Source organism: Pyxidicoccus sp. M15 (genome assembly GCF_056858435.1).
This window is the reverse complement of the sequence record NZ_CM166495.1, coordinates 9,473,421-9,491,736: the sequence shown is the minus strand read 5'-3', so window position 1 is coordinate 9,491,736 and position 18,316 is coordinate 9,473,421. Positions and strand designations below refer to the sequence as shown.

Annotated in this window: 15 protein-coding genes; 4 read left to right on the top strand and 11 right to left on the bottom strand. The window is 66.9% G+C overall.

The window, feature by feature from the left end:
• Window positions 1–452: 452 nt before the first annotated feature.
• Window positions 453–989 carry a carboxymuconolactone decarboxylase family protein gene (locus ACX9TP_RS34975; RefSeq protein WP_482974986.1) on the bottom strand — a complete coding sequence of 179 codons (537 nt, stop codon included), beginning with the start codon at window positions 987–989 and terminating at the stop codon, window positions 453–455.
• A 116-nt stretch (window positions 990–1,105) separates the two neighbouring features.
• Between ACX9TP_RS34975 and ACX9TP_RS34970 the strand changes: the two genes are divergently transcribed.
• The gene (locus ACX9TP_RS34970; protein WP_482974985.1) at window positions 1,106–1,672 is read left to right on the top strand and encodes a MarR family winged helix-turn-helix transcriptional regulator; all 567 of its coding nucleotides are present in this window, start codon (window positions 1,106–1,108) and stop codon (window positions 1,670–1,672) included.
• A gap of 61 nt (window positions 1,673–1,733) precedes the next feature.
• Here the strand turns inward: ACX9TP_RS34970 and ACX9TP_RS34965 are convergent, their stop codons facing one another.
• From ACX9TP_RS34965 to ACX9TP_RS34950, 4 genes are all read right to left on the bottom strand, one after another.
• Window positions 1,734–2,177: a VOC family protein gene (locus tag ACX9TP_RS34965; protein WP_482974984.1), complete on the bottom strand. Its 444-nt coding sequence runs from the start codon at window positions 2,175–2,177 to the stop codon at window positions 1,734–1,736.
• A 71-nt stretch (window positions 2,178–2,248) separates the two neighbouring features.
• Window positions 2,249–3,094, bottom strand: coding sequence for a DUF6597 domain-containing transcriptional factor (locus tag ACX9TP_RS34960; protein ID WP_482974983.1), 846 nt, complete (start codon window positions 3,092–3,094; stop codon window positions 2,249–2,251).
• Window positions 3,095–3,142: 48 nt separating this feature from the next.
• Entirely contained in the window at window positions 3,143–4,627 is a 1,485-nt protein-coding gene (locus tag ACX9TP_RS34955) for a hypothetical protein (RefSeq protein WP_482974982.1), read from the bottom strand.
• A gap of 236 nt (window positions 4,628–4,863) precedes the next feature.
• A complete protein-coding gene (locus ACX9TP_RS34950) occupies window positions 4,864–5,526 on the bottom strand; it encodes a TetR/AcrR family transcriptional regulator (RefSeq protein WP_482974981.1) in 663 nt (220 codons plus the stop codon).
• Between the two features lie 312 nt (window positions 5,527–5,838).
• Between ACX9TP_RS34950 and ACX9TP_RS34945 the strand changes: the two genes are divergently transcribed.
• From ACX9TP_RS34945 to ACX9TP_RS34935, 3 genes are all read left to right on the top strand, one after another.
• Window positions 5,839–8,082, top strand: a complete 2,244-nt coding sequence (locus ACX9TP_RS34945; protein ID WP_482974980.1) for an ATP-binding cassette domain-containing protein — start codon at window positions 5,839–5,841, stop codon at window positions 8,080–8,082.
• A 107-nt stretch (window positions 8,083–8,189) separates the two neighbouring features.
• Window positions 8,190–8,960, top strand: coding sequence for a M57 family metalloprotease (locus ACX9TP_RS34940; protein WP_482974979.1), 771 nt, complete (start codon window positions 8,190–8,192; stop codon window positions 8,958–8,960).
• Window positions 8,961–9,181: 221 nt separating this feature from the next.
• Complete coding sequence (locus ACX9TP_RS34935; protein ID WP_482974978.1) at window positions 9,182–9,472, top strand: DUF6289 family protein; 291 nt, start codon at window positions 9,182–9,184, stop codon at window positions 9,470–9,472.
• Window positions 9,473–9,562: 90 nt separating this feature from the next.
• On the opposite strand, the gene ACX9TP_RS34930 is transcribed toward ACX9TP_RS34935, so the two are convergent.
• From ACX9TP_RS34930 to ACX9TP_RS34905, 6 genes are all read right to left on the bottom strand, one after another.
• Window positions 9,563–11,005: a serine/threonine protein kinase gene (locus ACX9TP_RS34930; protein ID WP_482974977.1), complete on the bottom strand. Its 1,443-nt coding sequence runs from the start codon at window positions 11,003–11,005 to the stop codon at window positions 9,563–9,565.
• Window positions 11,006–11,125: 120 nt separating this feature from the next.
• Entirely contained in the window at window positions 11,126–11,935 is an 810-nt protein-coding gene (locus ACX9TP_RS34925; protein WP_482974976.1) for a hypothetical protein, read from the bottom strand.
• A gap of 51 nt (window positions 11,936–11,986) precedes the next feature.
• Window positions 11,987–13,618: a HEAT repeat domain-containing protein gene (locus ACX9TP_RS34920; RefSeq protein ID WP_482974975.1), complete on the bottom strand. Its 1,632-nt coding sequence runs from the start codon at window positions 13,616–13,618 to the stop codon at window positions 11,987–11,989.
• 395 nt (window positions 13,619–14,013) lie between these two features.
• A complete protein-coding gene (locus tag ACX9TP_RS34915) occupies window positions 14,014–16,515 on the bottom strand; it encodes an AAA family ATPase (RefSeq protein ID WP_482974974.1) in 2,502 nt (833 codons plus the stop codon).
• Between the two features lie 328 nt (window positions 16,516–16,843).
• Window positions 16,844–17,104: a hypothetical protein gene (locus ACX9TP_RS34910; protein ID WP_482974973.1), complete on the bottom strand. Its 261-nt coding sequence runs from the start codon at window positions 17,102–17,104 to the stop codon at window positions 16,844–16,846.
• 328 nt (window positions 17,105–17,432) lie between these two features.
• Window positions 17,433–18,305: a glycoside hydrolase family 25 protein gene (locus tag ACX9TP_RS34905; RefSeq protein ID WP_482974972.1), complete on the bottom strand. Its 873-nt coding sequence runs from the start codon at window positions 18,303–18,305 to the stop codon at window positions 17,433–17,435.
• Window positions 18,306–18,316 lie beyond the last annotated feature (11 nt).

The following is an 18,316-nucleotide window of genomic DNA, read 5'->3' as shown; positions in this document are numbered from 1 at the left end:
CGTTCCTTGGAGTGGGCGTCATCGCCACGACCCCGATGCGCGTGCCCGGTCCCTGGCAGATTCCATGCCAGGGACCGCCCGGGGAGATGGAGCCCGGAGGTGCTCGGCCCTGTTGCCGGGAGGACCACGAGGGGGGTGCAACTGTAACCCGCCAGTCCACAGGGCCGGGGCTCCAGCGCGCGAGGACGCCCATCCCATGCACGTGTGCGGGACCGGCGGGTACGCGATGAGCGGCATCCACGTCAGCAACAACCTGTTCAACCGGGCCAGGTCGCTCCGGGCACCGCGAGGACCGCTCGACGAAGAGCGGTCTTCGTCATCCGGGGACGCGCTGGTCGGTGATGCGCGCCAGGTCCAGCATCATCATCCGCGAGGCACCGTGACGGTGCCCAGGTCGTCCGGGCACCTCGGCGCGCGCGGTGCGCGACCGGGTGCCCATTCTCCGGACGCGGTCAGGACACGCGCGGGAAGTCCACCTCGGTGCCGGCCACGACGTTGAGGTAGTTGGTGAGCACGTTCTGCGCGACGGCGGCCACCACCTCCACCAACTCCGCGTCGCCAAGTCCGGCCTTGCGCGCCTGGGCGAGCTGCGGGCCCACGTCGGCCGCGCGCGTACGGGCGATGGCGACGGCCAGGTCCAGGATGGCCTGCTCCTTTGCGTCCGGCGACCGGCCGCTGCGGAAGCCAACCAGCTCATCCGCCTTCACGCCGTGGCCCTTTGCCAGCGCCGTATGGGCGGACAGGCAGTAGGTGCAGTGGTTGAGCTCCGCCACCGCGATGGCGATGGCCTCCTGCGTGCGGGGCGACAGCTTCGCGCCGCCCATCGCATTGAAGTAGCCCGCCACGGCCTCCAGCGCCGCGGGTGAGTGGGCGAAGGTCGCGAACATCTTCGGCACTCCGCCGAACTTCGCCTTCACGGCGGCAAGCGTGGGCTCGGAGGCGGCGGGCGTGTTGGCGGCGGTGACGGGGGCAATGGTGGGAACGGCCATGGAAGGCTCCTGGGACGGCGAGGTCTGTGCGGCGCATCGATTTAGTATCGACTCGATACTAAGTGCGCCCGTGCCCTCGGCTTGTCAAGTCAGTGTCGGCCCGATACCTTTCTCCCATGTCAGCGGACCGCCTCTACGCGCTGTTGGAGCGCATCGGGAACCTGCTCCGGACGGAGGAGCGGGCGGCCGGCCTGAGGCATGGCCTTCAGCCGGTGCACCTGCAGGCGCTGCGCTACCTGGAGTCGTGCAACCGCTACAGCAACACACCCGCTGCGCTGACGGAGTACCTGGGCCTCACCAAGGGCACGGTGTCGCAGACGCTGCTATTGCTCGAGGACAAGGGGCTGTTGAGCAAGGTGGCCAGCACGGAGGACCGCCGCGTCGTCCACCTGCACCTGACGGACGCCGGGCGCGCGGTGCTGCGCGACACGCTGCCGCCCGCGCTCTTCACCCAGGCTTTGCGCGTGCTGCCAGCGGGAGGCGAGGGACTCGAGGAGTCGCTGTCCGGACTGCTGCGCTCGATGCAACTGGCGAACGCCGGGCGCAGCTTCGGCGTGTGCGCTTCCTGCAGGCACTTTCGCCGCGAGAGCCCGAGCCGCTTCCGCTGCGGGCTCACCGAGGAAGCGCTCTCTCGGGAGGAGAGCACGCTGCTGTGCCGGGAGCACGAGGCCGTGGGGGCCTGACGCGCGGCCCGCAGGGCCCCGCCCCCGGATGAGGGGCCCCGGGGTGGCTGGCCCCCTCGTGTCAGGCCTTGTTGAACATCGCCGTGAAGCGCCGCTGCATCTCCTCGGGACTCAGCCGCTCGATTTCGTGGCCGATGTTCCAGTCGTGGCCGAAGGGGTCCTTCACGGTGCCGCCGCGCTCGCCATGGAACTGGTCCTGCGGCGGGCGGACGAGGGTGGCCCCCGCTTCCACGGCGCGGGCGATGAGGGCGTCGGCGTTGTCCACGTGGAGGTGGAGGGTGACGGAGGCGCCTCCCACGCTCAGGGGGCCGAGGATGCCGTACTCGGGATACTCCTCGGAGAGCATCAGCACGCTCCCGCCGAGCTCCAGCTCGCAGTGCCCGATGCGCCCGCCCGGCTCGACGAGGCGGAACTTCTCCTTCGCGCCAAAGGCCGCGACGTAGAACGCAATCGCCCGCTCGGCGCCCTTCACTCGGATGTATGCAAACAGCTCGTGGATGGCCATGGCCGCTTCCTCGTCAATTGCCTGAGTCCCGGTGTGGGGCCCATGCCCTGCCTTGTGCCCCGGCGGCCCGCTCACGTCTTGGACGGATTTGACCTTCCGACTTCGCCAGCCGGGGGGAAAGGGACGTGGTTGGGGTTTCGCGGGCGGAGCGCCCGGTACTGACCCGGCGACAGGCCAGTGAACTCGACGAAGTCGCGGTGGAGGTGCGGCTGGTCGGCATACCCGGCGTCCAGCGCCAGCTCGCTCCAGGGCACCTGGGGCTGGAGGGCGAGCCGTGCGAGCGCGCCCTGGAAGCGCAGCACGCGCGTGTAGACCTTGGGCGGCAGGCCCACGGCCTCGCGGAAGAGTGCGATGAAGCGCCGGTGGCTGTAGCCCGTCGCCTCCACCACGTCCGTCACGCCATGGCCCGCGGCGAACCGTCGCAGCGCCAGTCCCACCGCGGGGTGGATTGCGCCCGGCGAGCCCCGCAGCCGCGCGAGGAGCAATTGCTCCATGAGCACGAGCCTCGCGGGGGCCGAGCGCTCCGCCCACAGCCTCTCGCGCAGGGCCTCCACCTCGCGGCCCCAGACGTCCTCCAGGGGCGTGTGCCTGTCGGCCAGGGTGTGCGCCGGCACGCCCAGCAGCAGGGGCGCGGCCCCGGGCTGGAACTGCACGCCCACGGACTCGACGGGTCGAAGCACCTCGCGGACGTAATGGGAGGCGCGCGCGCCCCCCAGGGGGGTGTGCCCGACGGTTCGCGTCCCGCCGCCTTCGAGCAGGCGCAGGGGACTTCCGGACAGCCGGAAGACGAGGTGCATGGTCCCCGTCGGCAGGACGCGCTCGAGTCCTCCCGCCCCGCCTTCATCCACCCCCTCGGAGGTCCACAGCATCTGGACGAAGGGCTTGAGCGGAGGGCAGGGGGGACGCGCGAGCATCATCGGTCCACCCGAGTGTAGCGTGCCGCATCGCTCCGTGCGGCACCTCCGTCACGTGTACGACTCACGCTCCAGCACGTCCTCGATGTTCAGCCGGGCCGCCGAGTATCCCGCGTCATAGCCCGTCACCAGTCCGTCGAAGTCGTTGTCGTCCTCGAACTCCCTCAGCGCGCCCTGGTACTCGTTGAAGAGCGCCGTGGTCACGCTGGTGTCCGGCGCGTCCGGGTCGTTGATGAGGGCGTTGGTGACGTGACCGATGACCGTCTCCTGGAGCGCGTCGCGCACGACCCCTCCGCCAGGGACAGTCTCGGAGACGATGCCTCCCAGGATTCCGGAGAACTGGTCGCGCACCGCCGCGTTCTCGCTCAGCGTCTCCGCATGCTGGGCCAGGACGATGTCGCTGGCGCCGGTGACTCCCGCCAGCATCCGCCCCAGCTGCCGCGCATACTGCTCACGGTCTCCCGCGTCGGTCGCCGCCTCGATGCGGTCGTGGAAGAAGTCGCGGACGTCCCCGAGGGCCGCCGTCACCGCATCCGTCACCTTGCGCTCGTTGTTGCCGCCCATGGTGAAGTCGGCCGCGTCGGGCGAGAGCAGCGCGCCCGCGAAGAACTTCGAGAGCACGGTGGCGTCGGTTTCGCCGTCCCGGGTGAGCCGGTCGACAAGCTCCGCGGAGTGCTCGGTGAAGAGATTGGCCGCGCCACGGACGAGCTGCTCCTGGTACGCCTCGCCGAGCTCGCTGCGGCCCAGCGACCCGTACAGCTCCTGGGGCAGGGCCTCGGATATCGCGCGGAACGCCTCTTCCCGCTTCGCGGCCGTGTTCAGCCGGGTCTCCCGCAGCGCCTTGGACGAGGTGAAGGCGATGGACGCCGCCAGCCGGTCCGTCTCCGCCGACCCGCCGCCCGCGTCGGCCCGGCGGTCCAGCGCCTGGCCGAGGGCATCGAGCGGTCCGCCCACTTCGCGGGCCCCCGTGCCGAGCGCAATCAGCTGCACCAGTCGCTGTGCCCCCAGGTCCGACTCGTTGGCGTCGGCCAGCTCGAGCAGGTCTTCCCCGTCCATCGCCCCCGACTTGAAGGAGCTGATGAGGGCTTTGGCCAGGTCGCGCTGCTGACCCACCGACAGGTCCTCGTTCTCTCCATAGAAGTAGGTCTGCGTTTCGGGGTTCGCCGCGAGCCGGGCGACCATCTCGTCCTTCTCCGCCTGGGAGAGGTCGGGGTTGTCGAGCTGGGTCTGGAGGTCCGCCGGGCTCAGGACGAAGTCCACGGCCTGGTCGACCCGGGCGTCGTCGACCTCCTGCCCCTTCGCGGCGGGCTGCGCCGTGCCCTGCTCCTTCGCGGCGGGCGCGGCCGCCTCACCGCTGAGCATGGCCCGGGTCCGCTCGGTCTGTGATGGCGCGTCGAAGCCGTCCTGCATCCGCGCCTGCGCCATGCTCGGCTTGGGCTCCGCGGCCGGCTTCTTCGGCTCGGCGGCCCTGGGAGGCTCCGCCGGCTTGCGGGCGACATTGGAGCTGCGGAAAGGGTTCCTGGAGAGCGAAATCATGCGGACCTCCCACGGCGTGAGCTGCTGTGAGAATGGGTACGCAAAATCCCGAAAAGCGGTTACATGTGGCTGCCGGTCGGAAACGAAAAAGGGGAACCCCCTGCAGAGAGTTCCCCAAGAGCGCCATCCGGATGGCGGGCTATTGAAGCAGCGCGTTACCAGGTCCAGACGTAGAGCTTGTGGACGCCGACGGTGCTGCTCGTGTTGCGCACGTAGAGCCGCGCCGCGTCGGGGGGCTATCGTTTCATGCTTGCGCTCTTCGCCTCGATGAACGCCGTCAGGCCATCGAGCACCCGCGCCAGTCCGAAGGCGAAGGCCCCTTCGGGGTCGTGCGCTCCATAGGCCTCACCGGTGGTCTTCCCGACACGCGCCAGCACGGGGTAGGGCGTGAAGTCGAGCGTTTCGAGGAACGGCGCGACGCGGTACCACCACTCCGCGTCTGTCATTCCAGTCACATCCTTGACCATCTTCTCTCGCGCCGCATTGCGTACCGCGCCGTGGACGTAGTCGAGGACCAGCGTGAGGACCCGGTCCATCTCCAGGTCCGTGAGCCCCAGCCCTTCGATGGCACTCAGCGCGATGTCGGCCGACTGGAAGGTGTTCGGGCCCAGCACCGTCCGGTGCGTGGCGAGCTGAATCACCCACGGATGAGCTAGATAGAGCTTGCGATGGTCGGTCGCCACCCGCGTCAGGTTGGCGCGCCACCGTGAAGGCTTGAAGACGGGCCTGTCCTTCAGGACCTCGCCCGCCACGGAATCCAGCATCAGGTCGAGCAGCTCCGCCTTGCCGGGGATATGCGTATAGAACGACATGGGAGAGATGCCGACGGCGTCCGCGACCCGGCGCGTGCTGACGGCCTCGAGCCCTTCGGCATCGGCAATGGCGATGGCCGCGGACACCAGGTCCTCGACACGGGCCTTCGCCTTCGGGCCCCGCCTCGGCGCCTCGGTCCTTCCCCACAGCAACTGCAGGGCTTTCAACGGGTCACCCCGTCCGGAAATCTCGTCGCTCAATCCATACCCCACAATAACTATTTACAGCGTACGGGGTTGTCGTGCTAAACACCGTGCGCCGTACGAAGTTACGGCGTGGCTGAAAAGATGTCGAGCGATTTGATGGCTGTCCGCCCGGGGACGCGATGTGTCCACGGGACGGCGAGTCGTCCGCTCGAGGGCCCGAGAGCGGGGCCTCATTCCGAGGAGAAGGACGCCATGTACGGTTCCATCAGGATTCGTGGAGCGCGCGAGAACAACCTCAAGAACGTCTCGCTGGACATCCCCAAGCGGAAGATCACCGTCTTCACCGGGGTGTCGGGCTCGGGCAAGTCGTCCCTGGTCTTCGGCACCATCGCGGCCGAGAGCCAGCGGCTCATCAACGAGACCTACCCGGCCTTCGTGCAGCAGTTCATGCCGCACTATGGCCAGCCGGATGCGGAGAGCCTGGAGAACCTCTCCGCGGCCATCATCGTCGACCAGCAGCGGCTGGGCGGAAACTCGCGCTCGACGGTCGCCACCGTCACGGATGCGGCGCAGATGCTCCGCGTGGTGTTCTCGCGTCTGGCCGAGCCCCACCTGGGCAGCCCGGGACTCTACTCCTACAACGACCCGCGGGGCCTCTGCGCGGAGTGCGAGGGCATTGGCCAGGTCGCGTCCATGGACATGGACGCCGTCATCGACACCTCCAAATCCCTCAATGAAGGCGCCATCCTTCCCAAGGACTACGCGGTGGACAGCTGGTACTGGGCCATCTACGCGAAGTCCGGCTACTTCGACCTCGACAAGAAGCTGTCCAAGTACTCGAAGGAGGAGCTGGACAAGCTCCTCCATCTGGACGACGGCCGGAAGATAAAGCTCGACAAGATAAACCTCACCTACGAGGGACTGGTCCCCAAGCTGCGCAGGACGCTGGGCGCCAAGGACCCGGAGACCGTGCAGCCGCACGTCCGCGCCGAATACGAGCGCATCTTCACCCGCGCAACCTGTCCTTCCTGCCAGGGCGGGCGGCTCAACCAGGCCGCGCTCGGCAGCCGCATCCGGGGCAAGAACATCGCCGAGTGCTCCGCGATGCAGGTGTCCGACCTCGCCGTGTTCGTCCGCGAGATTGCCGCTCCGTCCGTGGGCCCGATGCTGGAGGCCCTGGCCCACCGGCTCGACAACCTGGTGACCATCGGGCTGGGCTATCTCAGCCTCGACCGCGAGAGCTCGACCCTGTCGGGAGGAGAGAGCCAGCGCGTCAAGATGGTGCGGCACCTGGGTTCCAGCCTCACCGATGTGACATACATCTTCGACGAGCCCAGCGTGGGGCTCCACCCGCACGACGTCGGCCGGCTCGCGGGCCTGATGCAGCAGCTCCGCGACAAGGGCAACACCGTGCTCATCGTCGAGCACAAGCCGGACATGATTGCCATTGCCGACCACGTGGTCGACATGGGACCGAAGGCTGGCAACGGGGGCGGACAGGTCGTCTACGAGGGCTCGTACGAGGGCCTGCTGACCTCGGGCACGCTCACGGGCAACCACATGAAGAAGTACCAGCCCATCAAGAGCGCGCCACGCAAGCCCACGGGGCAACTGCACATCAAGGGCGCCCGCCTCAACAACCTCCAGAACCTCTCCGTCTCGATTCCACGCGGGGCGCTGACCGTCGTGACGGGCGTCGCCGGCTCGGGGAAGTCGTCGCTGATCCAGGGCTGCCTGCCCAGGGCGTACCCGGAGACCATCATCATCGACCAGAACCTGGCCCGTGGCTCGCGCCGCTCCAACACCGCCACGTACACCGGCATCCTCGACAACGTCCGCAAGGCCTTCGCCAAGGCGAACAAGGTGGACGCCGCGCTGTTCTCCGCCAACTCGAAGGGCGCCTGCCCGGACTGCAGCGGGCTGGGGGTCATCTACACGGACCTGGCGCACCTGGACCCGATGGTGACCGTCTGCGAGACATGTGACGGCAAGCGGTTCACCGACGAGGTGCTGGCCCACACGCTGCGTGGCAAGTCCATCAGCGACGTCTACCGGATGTCCATCACCGAAGCCGTGGCCTTCTTCACCGAGCCGGCCATCGCCAGGATTCTCCAGGGGCTGGAGGACGTCGGGCTCGGCTACCTCACACTGGGGCAGCCGCTATCGACGCTCTCGGGCGGCGAGCGCCAACGGCTGAAGCTCGCCGCCGAGCTGGGCCGCTCGGGCAACATCTACGTGCTCGACGAGCCCACCACCGGTCTGCACATGAACGACGTGGACACGCTGATTGGCCTGTTCGACCGGCTGGTGGATGCCGGGTCGACCGTCATCGTCATCGAGCACAACCTCGACGTCGTCTCCCGCGCGGATTGGGTCATCGACCTGGGGCCCGGCGCGGGCCACGAGGGCGGCCGGGTGGTCTTCGAAGGACTTCCCGGGCAGCTCGCCTCACACAAGGGCTCGCTGACCGGAAAGCACATGGCTGCCCGGTCCTGAGTGGGGGCTGGGTGTCTCGAAACACGTCTTTCGTGCTTTGCTGGTCTCCCCACGCTCCCATGGCGGGGGCGTGGGAAGAACCGCTTCAAGACTCGAGGGGCACGACCATGTTCAAGACAGCGGCAGTTCTCGTGGTGAGCTGTGGCGCGTTGCTGGCCGGTTGCGGTACCGACCCGTACGTCGAGAATGAGGAGATCATCGCCAACCTGGTGGAGTCCGGGATTCCGGCCGACGACATCATGGTGGTCGACGGTGCCGTGTACGTGGGCCGCGACGCGCACGTGAGCCTCGAGGCGTCTCGCGAGATGCTCCAGCGCGGCGAGGGGAGTGAGGAGCTGGTGCATACGACGAATCTCGTCGGCACCGCCGTGACGCGCATCTGCGTCAATCCCACCTCCTCGTTCAACAGCTACACCCGGCTCAGCCAGGGGCTCGACATGGCCCTCGCCAACTACAACCAACTGGGGCTGCGCCTCACCTTCGTTCGCGGGCCGAGCACCGGCTGCACCGCGATCATCACCGCGCAGGCCGTGCCCGGCACCGGCGGCTCCTCGGGCTACCCCTCGGGCGGCCGTCCCTATGGGACCATCAACATCGGCACCGGGCTGAACAGCTACAGCGTGGACGTGAACGAGCACGTCATCACCCACGAGCTGGGACACACCATCGGTCTTCGTCACACGGACTACTACGACCGGTCCATCAGCTGCGGCGGTGCCGCCACCAACGAAGGAACCGCTGGCGTGGGGGCCGTCCTCATCCCCGGGACGCCGTCCACGGCCACGCCGGGGGGGTCGATCATGAACAGCTGCTACCCGCCCGATACGAACGGTGAGTTCACCACCTCCGACCGCGTGGGTCTGGGTTACATCTACTGAGCGCTGGCGCTACAGCTTCGTGAGAGCGGACGCAGGGGTTGCGCCGCTCTCCCACCCGGCTGCGCCCGGGCCCATCCGGACGCGCGGCCACTTCGCACCGGTCCGCTGGAGACTCCGGCCTCCGAGAGTGTCGGGCTTCGTGCCGGGGGCGGTGTCCACGGAACGCCAGAATTTGTTATCATTGCACCTGCAACATCGATACTCCACGCAAGGAGCACATCATGGCGCAGTCCCGTTGGGTCATTGCGATTTCCGCGCTGCTGGTCAGCGCTTGCGGTGGACCGGCCATTCAGGAGGCAGAGGAAGGGGAGCCCGCAGCCGCGGTGAGCACGGTGGAGCAGCGGCATGAGGAGCCTGGTGGTGGGACGCGGTATGGTCAGCACCGGACCTATTACAGCAACGCGGCCAAGACGACCTGGGTGGGGGCCTGGCACTACGACTGCGCGGGGTACATCACCCAGTCGGGCCAGGTGACGGCCTACTATACGGACACCACGTTCATCTGCTCGTAGGTGGGGCGGATTCCCGCCGCGTCCGAGGCGCGCCCGCTACCGGGGCTGTGCCTGCATGACGACACCGGGCTGGGCGCCCGCCCGGTGTTTCTATGGACTGTCGTCTCCATCCGCGGGGCCCGAGGTGGGCGGGCGTGGCCTGGTCATGACGGGGATGTAGCAGGCGCCTCTGTATTCAAAAAAGCCGTCCTCATCAGCACAGTTCTTCAGGTCCACGGGCACTTTCGTCCAACAACCGCCGTTGATGGCGACCTGCACGTTGCCCGGACAGCGGCCCCTGCCGTCCGGGCGCCGCTGCCCTGGCAGGGGTTTCGGTGGCACGTCGACCGCGATGGATGCCCATACGGAGGGGGCTCGTTCGGGCGCCCCTGGCGCCGTGAGTACGGAGTCCCCGACGGCCACGGTGCCGGCATCCGTTGACTCTTCCTGCTCCGCGAGGTGAGACGCCTCGGGCTCTCCAGAGTGACTCACGCTCTGATCTCCCCCGACGCTCAGTGCCAGCGCGCCTCCGAGGCCGGCGGCCGCGAACCAGGGCCACCTGCGCATGCGAGGAGGGGGCCGCACCGTGACGCGCTGGATGACGGGGAAGAGGCCCGCGGGCCGCGGCTCTTCTCCGGTGAAGAGCGGCACGTCCGCCTCGCTTCCCGCGCTGTGCGCCGCCTGCTCCAGCGCTTCCGCCACCTCTTGCGCGCTGCCTCGCACCTTGGGGTGCGGCGAGAGCATCCGGGACACCAGCGCGCTCAGCTCCGGGAGGCAGCGGGGGTTGCAGACTCGCGCCGTCCAGCGTCCCAGCTCCTTGGGGCGCCAGAGCCAGTCATCCTCATGCCGCGGGTGCGCTGACGGTGGGTACTTCCCTGTAATGAGTCGATAGGCCGTGACACCCAGGGCGAAGAGGTCATCCGCGGGCCCCGGCGGATATGCGACCGCCGGGAGCTCGCGGGAACCGAAGACGAAGCGCCACGCCTCCGGCGAGCGGTAGGGCGTAGTGCCGGGAGGAAAGAGATGCGAGGTCAGCGTGGCGGCCCCCACGAAGTGTCCGGAGCCGAAGTCCAGGAGGAAGGGCTGCCCGTCCGCGGGCCGGACGCGGACATTGTCACCCTTCACATCGCGGTGGACGCCTCCGGCCGCGTGGGTGGCATCCAGGGCGCGGGCCAGCCGGGCCAGAAGCTGAAGCACCTGCCGCGAAGACGGGCGCTGTGCCTGGGCCCAGTCATAGAGCGGTGCGCCCTCGACCCATTCCATGACGAGCCAGGGATAGGACACGCCTTCCCGGGGCTGCCAGTGGCCATTGTCAATCAGGCGGGGGACGGCGGGGTGATGGATGCGGGAGAGCAGCTCGGCCTCCCGCGCGAAGCGCGCATCCCCAGGGTGCAGGGCCAGCTTGAGGGCCACGGGGTACGCGGACTGCGACTCGGCGAGCTCGGCGCGGTAGACGATGCCGTAGGTGCCCTGGCCGCGCTGCTCCAGCAGACGCCACGGGCCGAGTCGCATCTCGCGGGGAGGGCTCGCCGGATTGAAGTCGTCAGACGCCATGAGGTCTCTCGTGAGGCGGTCCGCACCGCCCACGAGGAGACTACTCGCGAGGTAGTTGAACTCCAACGTCATCCGGCAGGTAGATGGTAGCTCTCCACACCGGACTAAACAGGGAGTCCGTCAACCCACGCCGAGGGCGGCTCGAACAGTCGAGACCCAGTCCACCAGCTCTTCACGCCGAGGGGCCTGGGAGAACAGGGCGTGCAGCCCGGTGAGGCCGGCGCGCTCGAGAATCCGCTTCTCGTTGAAGACCCAGGTGCGTTTCTCGGCGAGCACCGCGTGGGCATTTTCGATGGTGGCCTTCGCCGCCTGTCCCATCGCACCCACCACATCGCCCCGCTCAGCCCGCATCCGCGCGTGCTCCATGGTGAACGCACAGGCGAACCGCCACCGCGACTGCGCCATCTCCGCCAACGGGGCCGGGTAGCTCGCCCTTTCCGGGAGCGAGCCGTGGAGGACACGGCCCACCGCGAGCTCCGCGCGCAGCATGCATGTGGGACACCCCGCGACGTACCCGAGGAGCGCATCGATTTCGAAGTGGCCGCTCTCCGCGCGCTCACTCCAGTGCTCGACGGCGTCAAGGTCGCGGAGGAGCACGTCGACCTTGGTGCCATCATCCAGGACCAGCCATGCGCCGCCGTTCATGAGGCGCCCCCAGGCGCCAGGAGGGTGCACCGTCCCCCTCTCACTCAACCGGGCTGTGTCCAGCGTGCCCCGGTAATAGACGCCGAGGTCCCAGTCACTGCGGGCGTCCATGCTGCCCTCCGCGCGGGAACCCCCGAGCGCCACGGCGCACGCCCCGGGCATGTCGATGAGCGACTCGACGAGGTTCTGGATGGGAGCGGGGAGGGGGATTGGGCCGCGCGGGCTCATGGTCATGACCATACTGTCGAGCCGGCCGACCGTGGCTTCTTCGTGATTCCCCTTCATTCCAACTGGTGGGTTGAAGCCACGGACCTCCGCAGCCTCTCGAGTTGAGGCCTACAACGCCCGGTGACGCTGCCTGCCCCATTCGGACCAGGGCGGGGGCACGTCCTCGGCGGGGCGCCCCTCCTGTCGCGCCAGGTGGTACTCCAACTCCTGGTCGATTCGCTTCGCGCAGCAGCCTCGCAGCGCGGCATCGAGCAACGTGGAGAGGTCCTCGGTCGTTCCCAGTCGCGAGAGGGCCCAGGCCGCTTCGTCCTCGCCTGGGTGGTAACTCCCAGGCGCCTCTGCCGGCGCCTCCGCGAGCACCAGCTTCAGCACGGGCCGGCTGGCTTCGGCGTCCACCAGGCCGAGCCAGCGAACCGCCTCCTGGCGCATTCTTTCCGACTCGGATGCATTGAGGGACGTCTGTCTCAGCAGCGGGAGCCACTCGCGCCGGCCTTCCCGGGCGAGGCACGCGGCCGCGCGGAGGCGCACTTGCTCGTGGCTCGCGTGGACCAGCGAGGTGAGCCGGTCGCACCAGCCGGCGCCCGACTCGCCCAGGGAGAACAGTCCCTCCAGCGCAAGGGCCCGGGCCTCGTCGTCCTCGCCTCGCAGCGCGGCCAGGAACAGCGGGCGGTCCGCTAGCTCGGGCTTCTGCGCCGCGCACTGGAGGACGAAGCGCACGAGGGGCGCGTTGTCGGGATACCTCGCAGCGACGAGAGCCCAGCGGACCGTCATGGCGCGGTCGTGGTCGAAGAGGCGGTCCAGAAGCGCGCACCGCACCCCGTCGGTGATGTCGAAGTCGCAGAGCAGCGAACAGAGGACCGGACGCGCCTCCCGCCATTCCACCAGCAGGTCCATGGCCCGGGAGAGGCCATGCGGGCTCTCCTTGAATCGATAGGTCACCTTCTGGGCAACGCTCTCGTCGCGCACGATGTAGCGGAGGCGGCGCAGCAGCGCGTCCTGTCCAACGCAGTCGAGCAGGTCAGGAAGTGGCTGCAGGAGGACCCTGGCGGCTGGCTTCTGGTGCGCGACGCCGAAGATTCTCGCCTGTTCTTCCAGAGGCAGATTGCGGAATTCGGCTGGGTCCAGTTCCTCACCCACCGAGTCGCGAACCCAATCCATGAGGAGCGCCCAGGCCTCCGAGCGTTCACGGTGGGCCACCGCCACGCGGAGGTTGGCTCTGCGGCCCCAGCACTCGTCCTTCGCAAGCTCGAAGCGGTCGTGCTGGAACCAGTGCGAGTAGAGCCATTCGACGAGCCGTGGAGACAACGGCGTGCGCCGCGCGGACGCGAGCACGCTCGCGCGCTCCCGTATCGAGGCCTGTTGCAGCAACCCCTCGGCGGCCTCCCTGCCGCTTTCCGTCCGCGCCAGGGTGAGGACCTCTTCCAGGGGAGGGCAGCAACAAGGGCAGTAATTGAGCGTCGGAAGTTGCTCGACGACACGGCGGAGCTCCGGGCCGGGGAGTGGAGCGCCGTGTTTCACGATGGCTCGTAGCGCCTGGACCCGGGTATCGATGTGCTCCCGGTCGTCGAGTACCACCGCGAGCAGGGGCGAGGAGTGCTCAGCTCCGCCAAAGATGCCGAGCAGGCGGATGACCCGGCGTCGAAGGGCGACGCATTCCAGAGGCACCGTTTGGAGGAGGGACAGCAGTTGCGCGCGGATGTTCTCGCGCGAGGACCACACCAGGCTGGGGGATGCGGGCAATCCAGACGCCAGGTTGGGACCGGCTGGCGAGACCGGCTGCATGGATGCAGGGACTGGCACACAAGGTAGCGAGTCCGGAGCCCCGCCGCAACCCGGGCACGGGTGTTGAGCCCAAGCAGTCATGGTGCTCCACAGTCTTACGTCTGACAGGCGGCACGCACGCCTCCTCCGTACCTGCTTGGGGGGCCAGAAATGGCCGCGGTTTGGCGCGGCGGTCTCAACCGGTGAATCACCACCCGCAGCAGTTGCTCCACCTCACCTTGCGTGGGCGGGAGCAATGGCGCGAAGCGCACACCGCCTTGTCGCGGCCCGAGGACGCCGTCCGGTACCCGTGAGTGGACGTGCGGCGTTACCTGCAACGCCGAGCGTCGTTGGGCGGAAGAAGAGATGCCAACTCAGTCTTCCTCGAAGGAGGGAGCTTGGCCCGTAGGAATGGTGCTCAGCCCCAGAGTTTCCGGGGAGAATCCCTCAAGCTCGTCTTTTCGTACGACCCCGACGACTTGCGCCGCGAAGTGGATCCGATCCGTCTTGCGAATCTCGAAATGACCGCGGTCGCCCCAGTTCGTGTCCGGGTTGTCCGCGGAAATCTCTCCGCGCCATGTTCCGTCCGGGCGGATGGAAATCCTGACGCGTTTCATGGTGTACGATTTTTGATCGATGTAGTCATTCGCCGCCAGTACATAGATACCATCGTTCTCGATGATCCCCGGGAGCGCGGCGTTGAACTGGATGTCGGGCGAGTGCACGGGCTCCAAGAAGACGCCATCGAGGAATTTGAGCGCTACGATGTCGTTGTCCTGCAGGGTGTCCGCCATGGATGCGCCTGTGACGATGGCGAATGCGTCGATTCTTGTTCCTCCCAGGGGCTGCCGGGATGCATCAGAATCTGGACGGGGAGCGAAGTTCGGGCCTGCTGCGACGCGAAACAGTTGCTCCACACGTCTAGCTGACTGGATTGCCTCATTCGGGACCTTGAGTTCCTTGAGCTTTCCCCTGAGGTTTCGCCGATGGGGCCTTTGGACCCGCGGAATGGATGTGTGCTCAGAGGCTGAAGGCACGGCTTCCGGCTTCAGTTCCGAGACCGTTCGACCGAGCGCGAACTCAAAGAAGGCGATGAGCCGCGCGTTGAGTTCTGGAGCCTCATGGATTGTCTTCGTGGCGGTCCACGGTTTATCGCTCTGCCATGACTTACCGAAGATGAACTCTTCGAAGTTCGGCTTATGCGAGAGGCTCTGGTCATTTCCCGATAGAAGCTGCTCGATCTGTGCGTTGGCCAGGTTGGCCAGGTCCCCCTCATCCAGGTCGTAGATGACGCGATAGTTGATGTCGAAGGCGTTGAGCACCTTCTGGAATGCGGGGATGGTCCATTTGCCTCGGCAGTTGATGACGGTGACCGCGCGCCTCGCCATGAGGTACTTGGACCAGCTGATTTCTCCTGCCGCGACGAGCTTCCTGGCGACTGCTTCGATTGCCGCGATTTCGCAGTCTCCCTCGACAAGGCAGACCTGCTCCGAGAAGAAGGCCTCGTTGACAGCGGGGTCGAAGGTCAGAAGCATCCGGAGTCGCGCGCGCTGCTCTTTATCAGTGGCGGTCTGGTCGAACACGTCACTGGTGCGTTGTTTGGCTACAGGAGACGCTGTCTTCTTCCTCAAGATGACAATGCCGTCGTGACGATCGGCAAGGTCCAGGAAGACGGGGGAGTGCGTTGTGCAGATGACCTGCCCGACCCCGCTTCGGGAGATTCTCAGCAGCGTGTCGCGCATCCTTCGGCACATTCCAGGGTGCAGGTAGATTTCGGGCTCTTCAATCAGGAATAGCATGGGGTGCTGTTCACGCGAGGTGCTCTTCCTGAGCTGCTCAGCGTACAACTGGAGAAGCGCCAGCACGATGGAGCGTTGAGCTCCGTGGCCTTGATGGTCTGGTCGTGTCGACAGCTCACCATCAAGGACCCTGAACTCGGTTCTGCTCGCGAGGTCTGACATCACATCCGGAGCGTTGAACCTGAGTTCGGCGCCAATGTTGATGAGATCCTTGAACTTCGCGGTGATTTGCTCCTCGATGGACGTTACGATTCGATGTTTGCCCTCTGTGGCGAAAAGGTCTTGGAGCTCTGTCGCCGCAGATTTGAACCGGATGACCCGCTCATGATTGGCGAGCTGCTGGTCGAAGAGGGAGTTCACGATTTTTCGAATCGATGATTGTTTTTCTCCCACGTCTGCTTCTTCGCTGGTTTCGCGAAGTGCTGGAACATAGATGACGCTGGGCAGGATGGCTTCGAGGTGAGGCGCGCTGCTTCCCTGATAGACCGACCAAGTTTCTTGAGGGTGTACCTCAAGAAGGGGAGAGTTGATCTTCCGGGCGGCCTCGATCAACAGGTCCAGGGAGGGCTTGGGGGAGGAAGTCTCCTTGGCGACAAGCTCGATAATGGGCTTCCAGCGCTCGTCCGCCTCAAGGGTCTTGAGGGTCTTCTTGCCAGACCACCCCGTCAGCTGGAACGTCGGTGGGCGGTTGGGATTGTATGACCAGTTCTCTGAGACAGTTCCCGCTGTCTTCCAGATCCTCTTGAGTCGGTACTTTTCCCGTCCGCCTTCTGTGAAAGTGTTCCCCAGTAGAGCGGGGGACTTCCTGTCGCTCTCATTGAGTTGATCGAACTCCAGCTCGATCTCGATGGGGCCGTTGCCTGGATCGATGCCTGGAAATTGCTCGGAGATTGACTTCGAGTTCGCCGTGCAAGCGAGGCGTATGGCTTCGAGGATGGATGATTTTCCTGCGTTGTTCTCTCCGACAATGGAGAGGAAGTCGGCCGAGCCCTGTCGCTGCTCGTCCTTTTGAGGGATTAGCAGTTCGATTGTCTTGATGGACTTGAAGTTCCTGATGACCACCCGGTCCAGTCTCATGGGATTGTTCCTTGGGGTTGCGGGACGCCTGAGAACTCTTGCGAGCGATCCAGGTGCTTGGCTTCGTGGCCGACGTTTGCCCGTGACCTTCTCTGCAACGCGAGAGGTTACCCATGGTCATCGTGGAGGCCATACCCCTTGAGGGGGATGGTGAACTGAGGGCGCACAATCTACGGGGGCGGTGATTCGCCTCCTGCAGTGGAATAGCGGGAGGGGGCCTGGTGTCGCAGGGACACGGACCCCGGTGCTTCACGTCAGGCGCTGATGCCCACGCCAATCGGGCAACTGACGCCCGGGCTCCCGACGTCGCAGCGCCGTCCGGGTTCTTCTACAGGTACTGCTGGTGGCAGGCCTCGGCGCAATAGAAGGCCGGCGCCGGCAGGATTTCCGTCGTGATGTCGCCCTGGCCCTTTGCGTTCAGCGCCGAAGTTACCTGCAACGCCGAGCCAAAGAACTGGATGAAAGACACGGCCCCGACCTGCCCACCGCGTAGACCCTGCCGTCGTGCCTTCCGACGCTGCAGGTCGAACAGCGCGCGCGGGCACACGGTGAGGACGTTCGAGCGCAGTCCCACGTCCTTGCGCAGCACCCACCGCACCCCGGTGCGGAAAGGACATCGTCCACTGGCGGTAGGGCGCGTGCGGCAGCACCCGCTCCACCAGGTGCGCCGCCGACACCTGCGCCCGCTGCGCGTTTACAGGCGAGAGACACCCCTATCCCCTTGCAAGAAAAGACGACAAGCAGCTCGTCCTTGCAACTCTCGCAGCGCTCCCGCGCGCCAGCACCCCGCACTCCAAAAAAGAAGGGCCCCGAACCTAAAGGTTCCGGGCCCTTCGTCTTTTCAGCGCCCGGCGTAACGGCCTTCCTTGCACGGCAGGGGGCCTCCGTCTTCCCGACGCGCCGGGAACAGGCCGGGGCTAATTCGCCTGCGCGGTTGCGAAGAGGCCCTGGAGCTCCTCCGCGGTGCCGTTGAAGTAGCTCTGGTCGACCTGCCCGTCGATGCCCTCCACCTGGCCCTTCTCCGTGAACTGCCAGAAATGCCAGCGCTTCCACCCCTTGGGGAGCCGGGGCTCGGCCTGGTTCGTGTACGCGGCGAGCCAGAGCGGGTGGTCCTCGAAGTACGGGTGGTCGCAGAAGCTGCCGCTCCACGTCACGTGGTTCGTGTAGATCATCGGCTTGCGGCCGAGCTGCTTCTCCACTCCCTGGGAGAACTGCTGGAGCATTCCCGCGAGCTGCGCGCAGGTGAAGCCGTCGTACTCCTGCTTGAACTGCTCCACGTCCACGACGGGAGGCAGCTCACCGGGGTCGGGCTTGAGGTGTTGCGTGAAGTTGGCCACCTGCTTGTCCACGTCCTCCTTCGGATGGAAGAAGTGGTAGGCGCCCCGGGGAAGCCCCGCCTTCCTGGCCCCGCTCCAGTGCGTCTTGAAGCGCGGGTCCACCCCGCCCGTCGTCTCCGTCGCCTTCACGAAGACGAATGCGGCCGTTCCCTTGACCGCGTCCCACTTCACCGTCGGCTGATAGCGGGAGACGTCGATTCCCTGCACCCGGGCCTTCTCCGCCAGGCCCTTCGCGGGCTCGGCGGCGGGCGCGGCGACAGGAGCAGCCGCGGCCTGCGCCACGACGGGAGGGGGCGCCGCTTCGGGAGCCTTCGCTTCCGGAGCCGGTGCCACGGAGGGCGCCTGCGCCTCCAGGGGCTCGCGCGCGGGGGCGCTCGGTGAGGTGCAGGCCGTAAGCACCAGGGTGCTCAGCATCAGGCCCAGGGGGCGCGTCATGGGGTTCCACAGGGACATGGTCGTTCTCC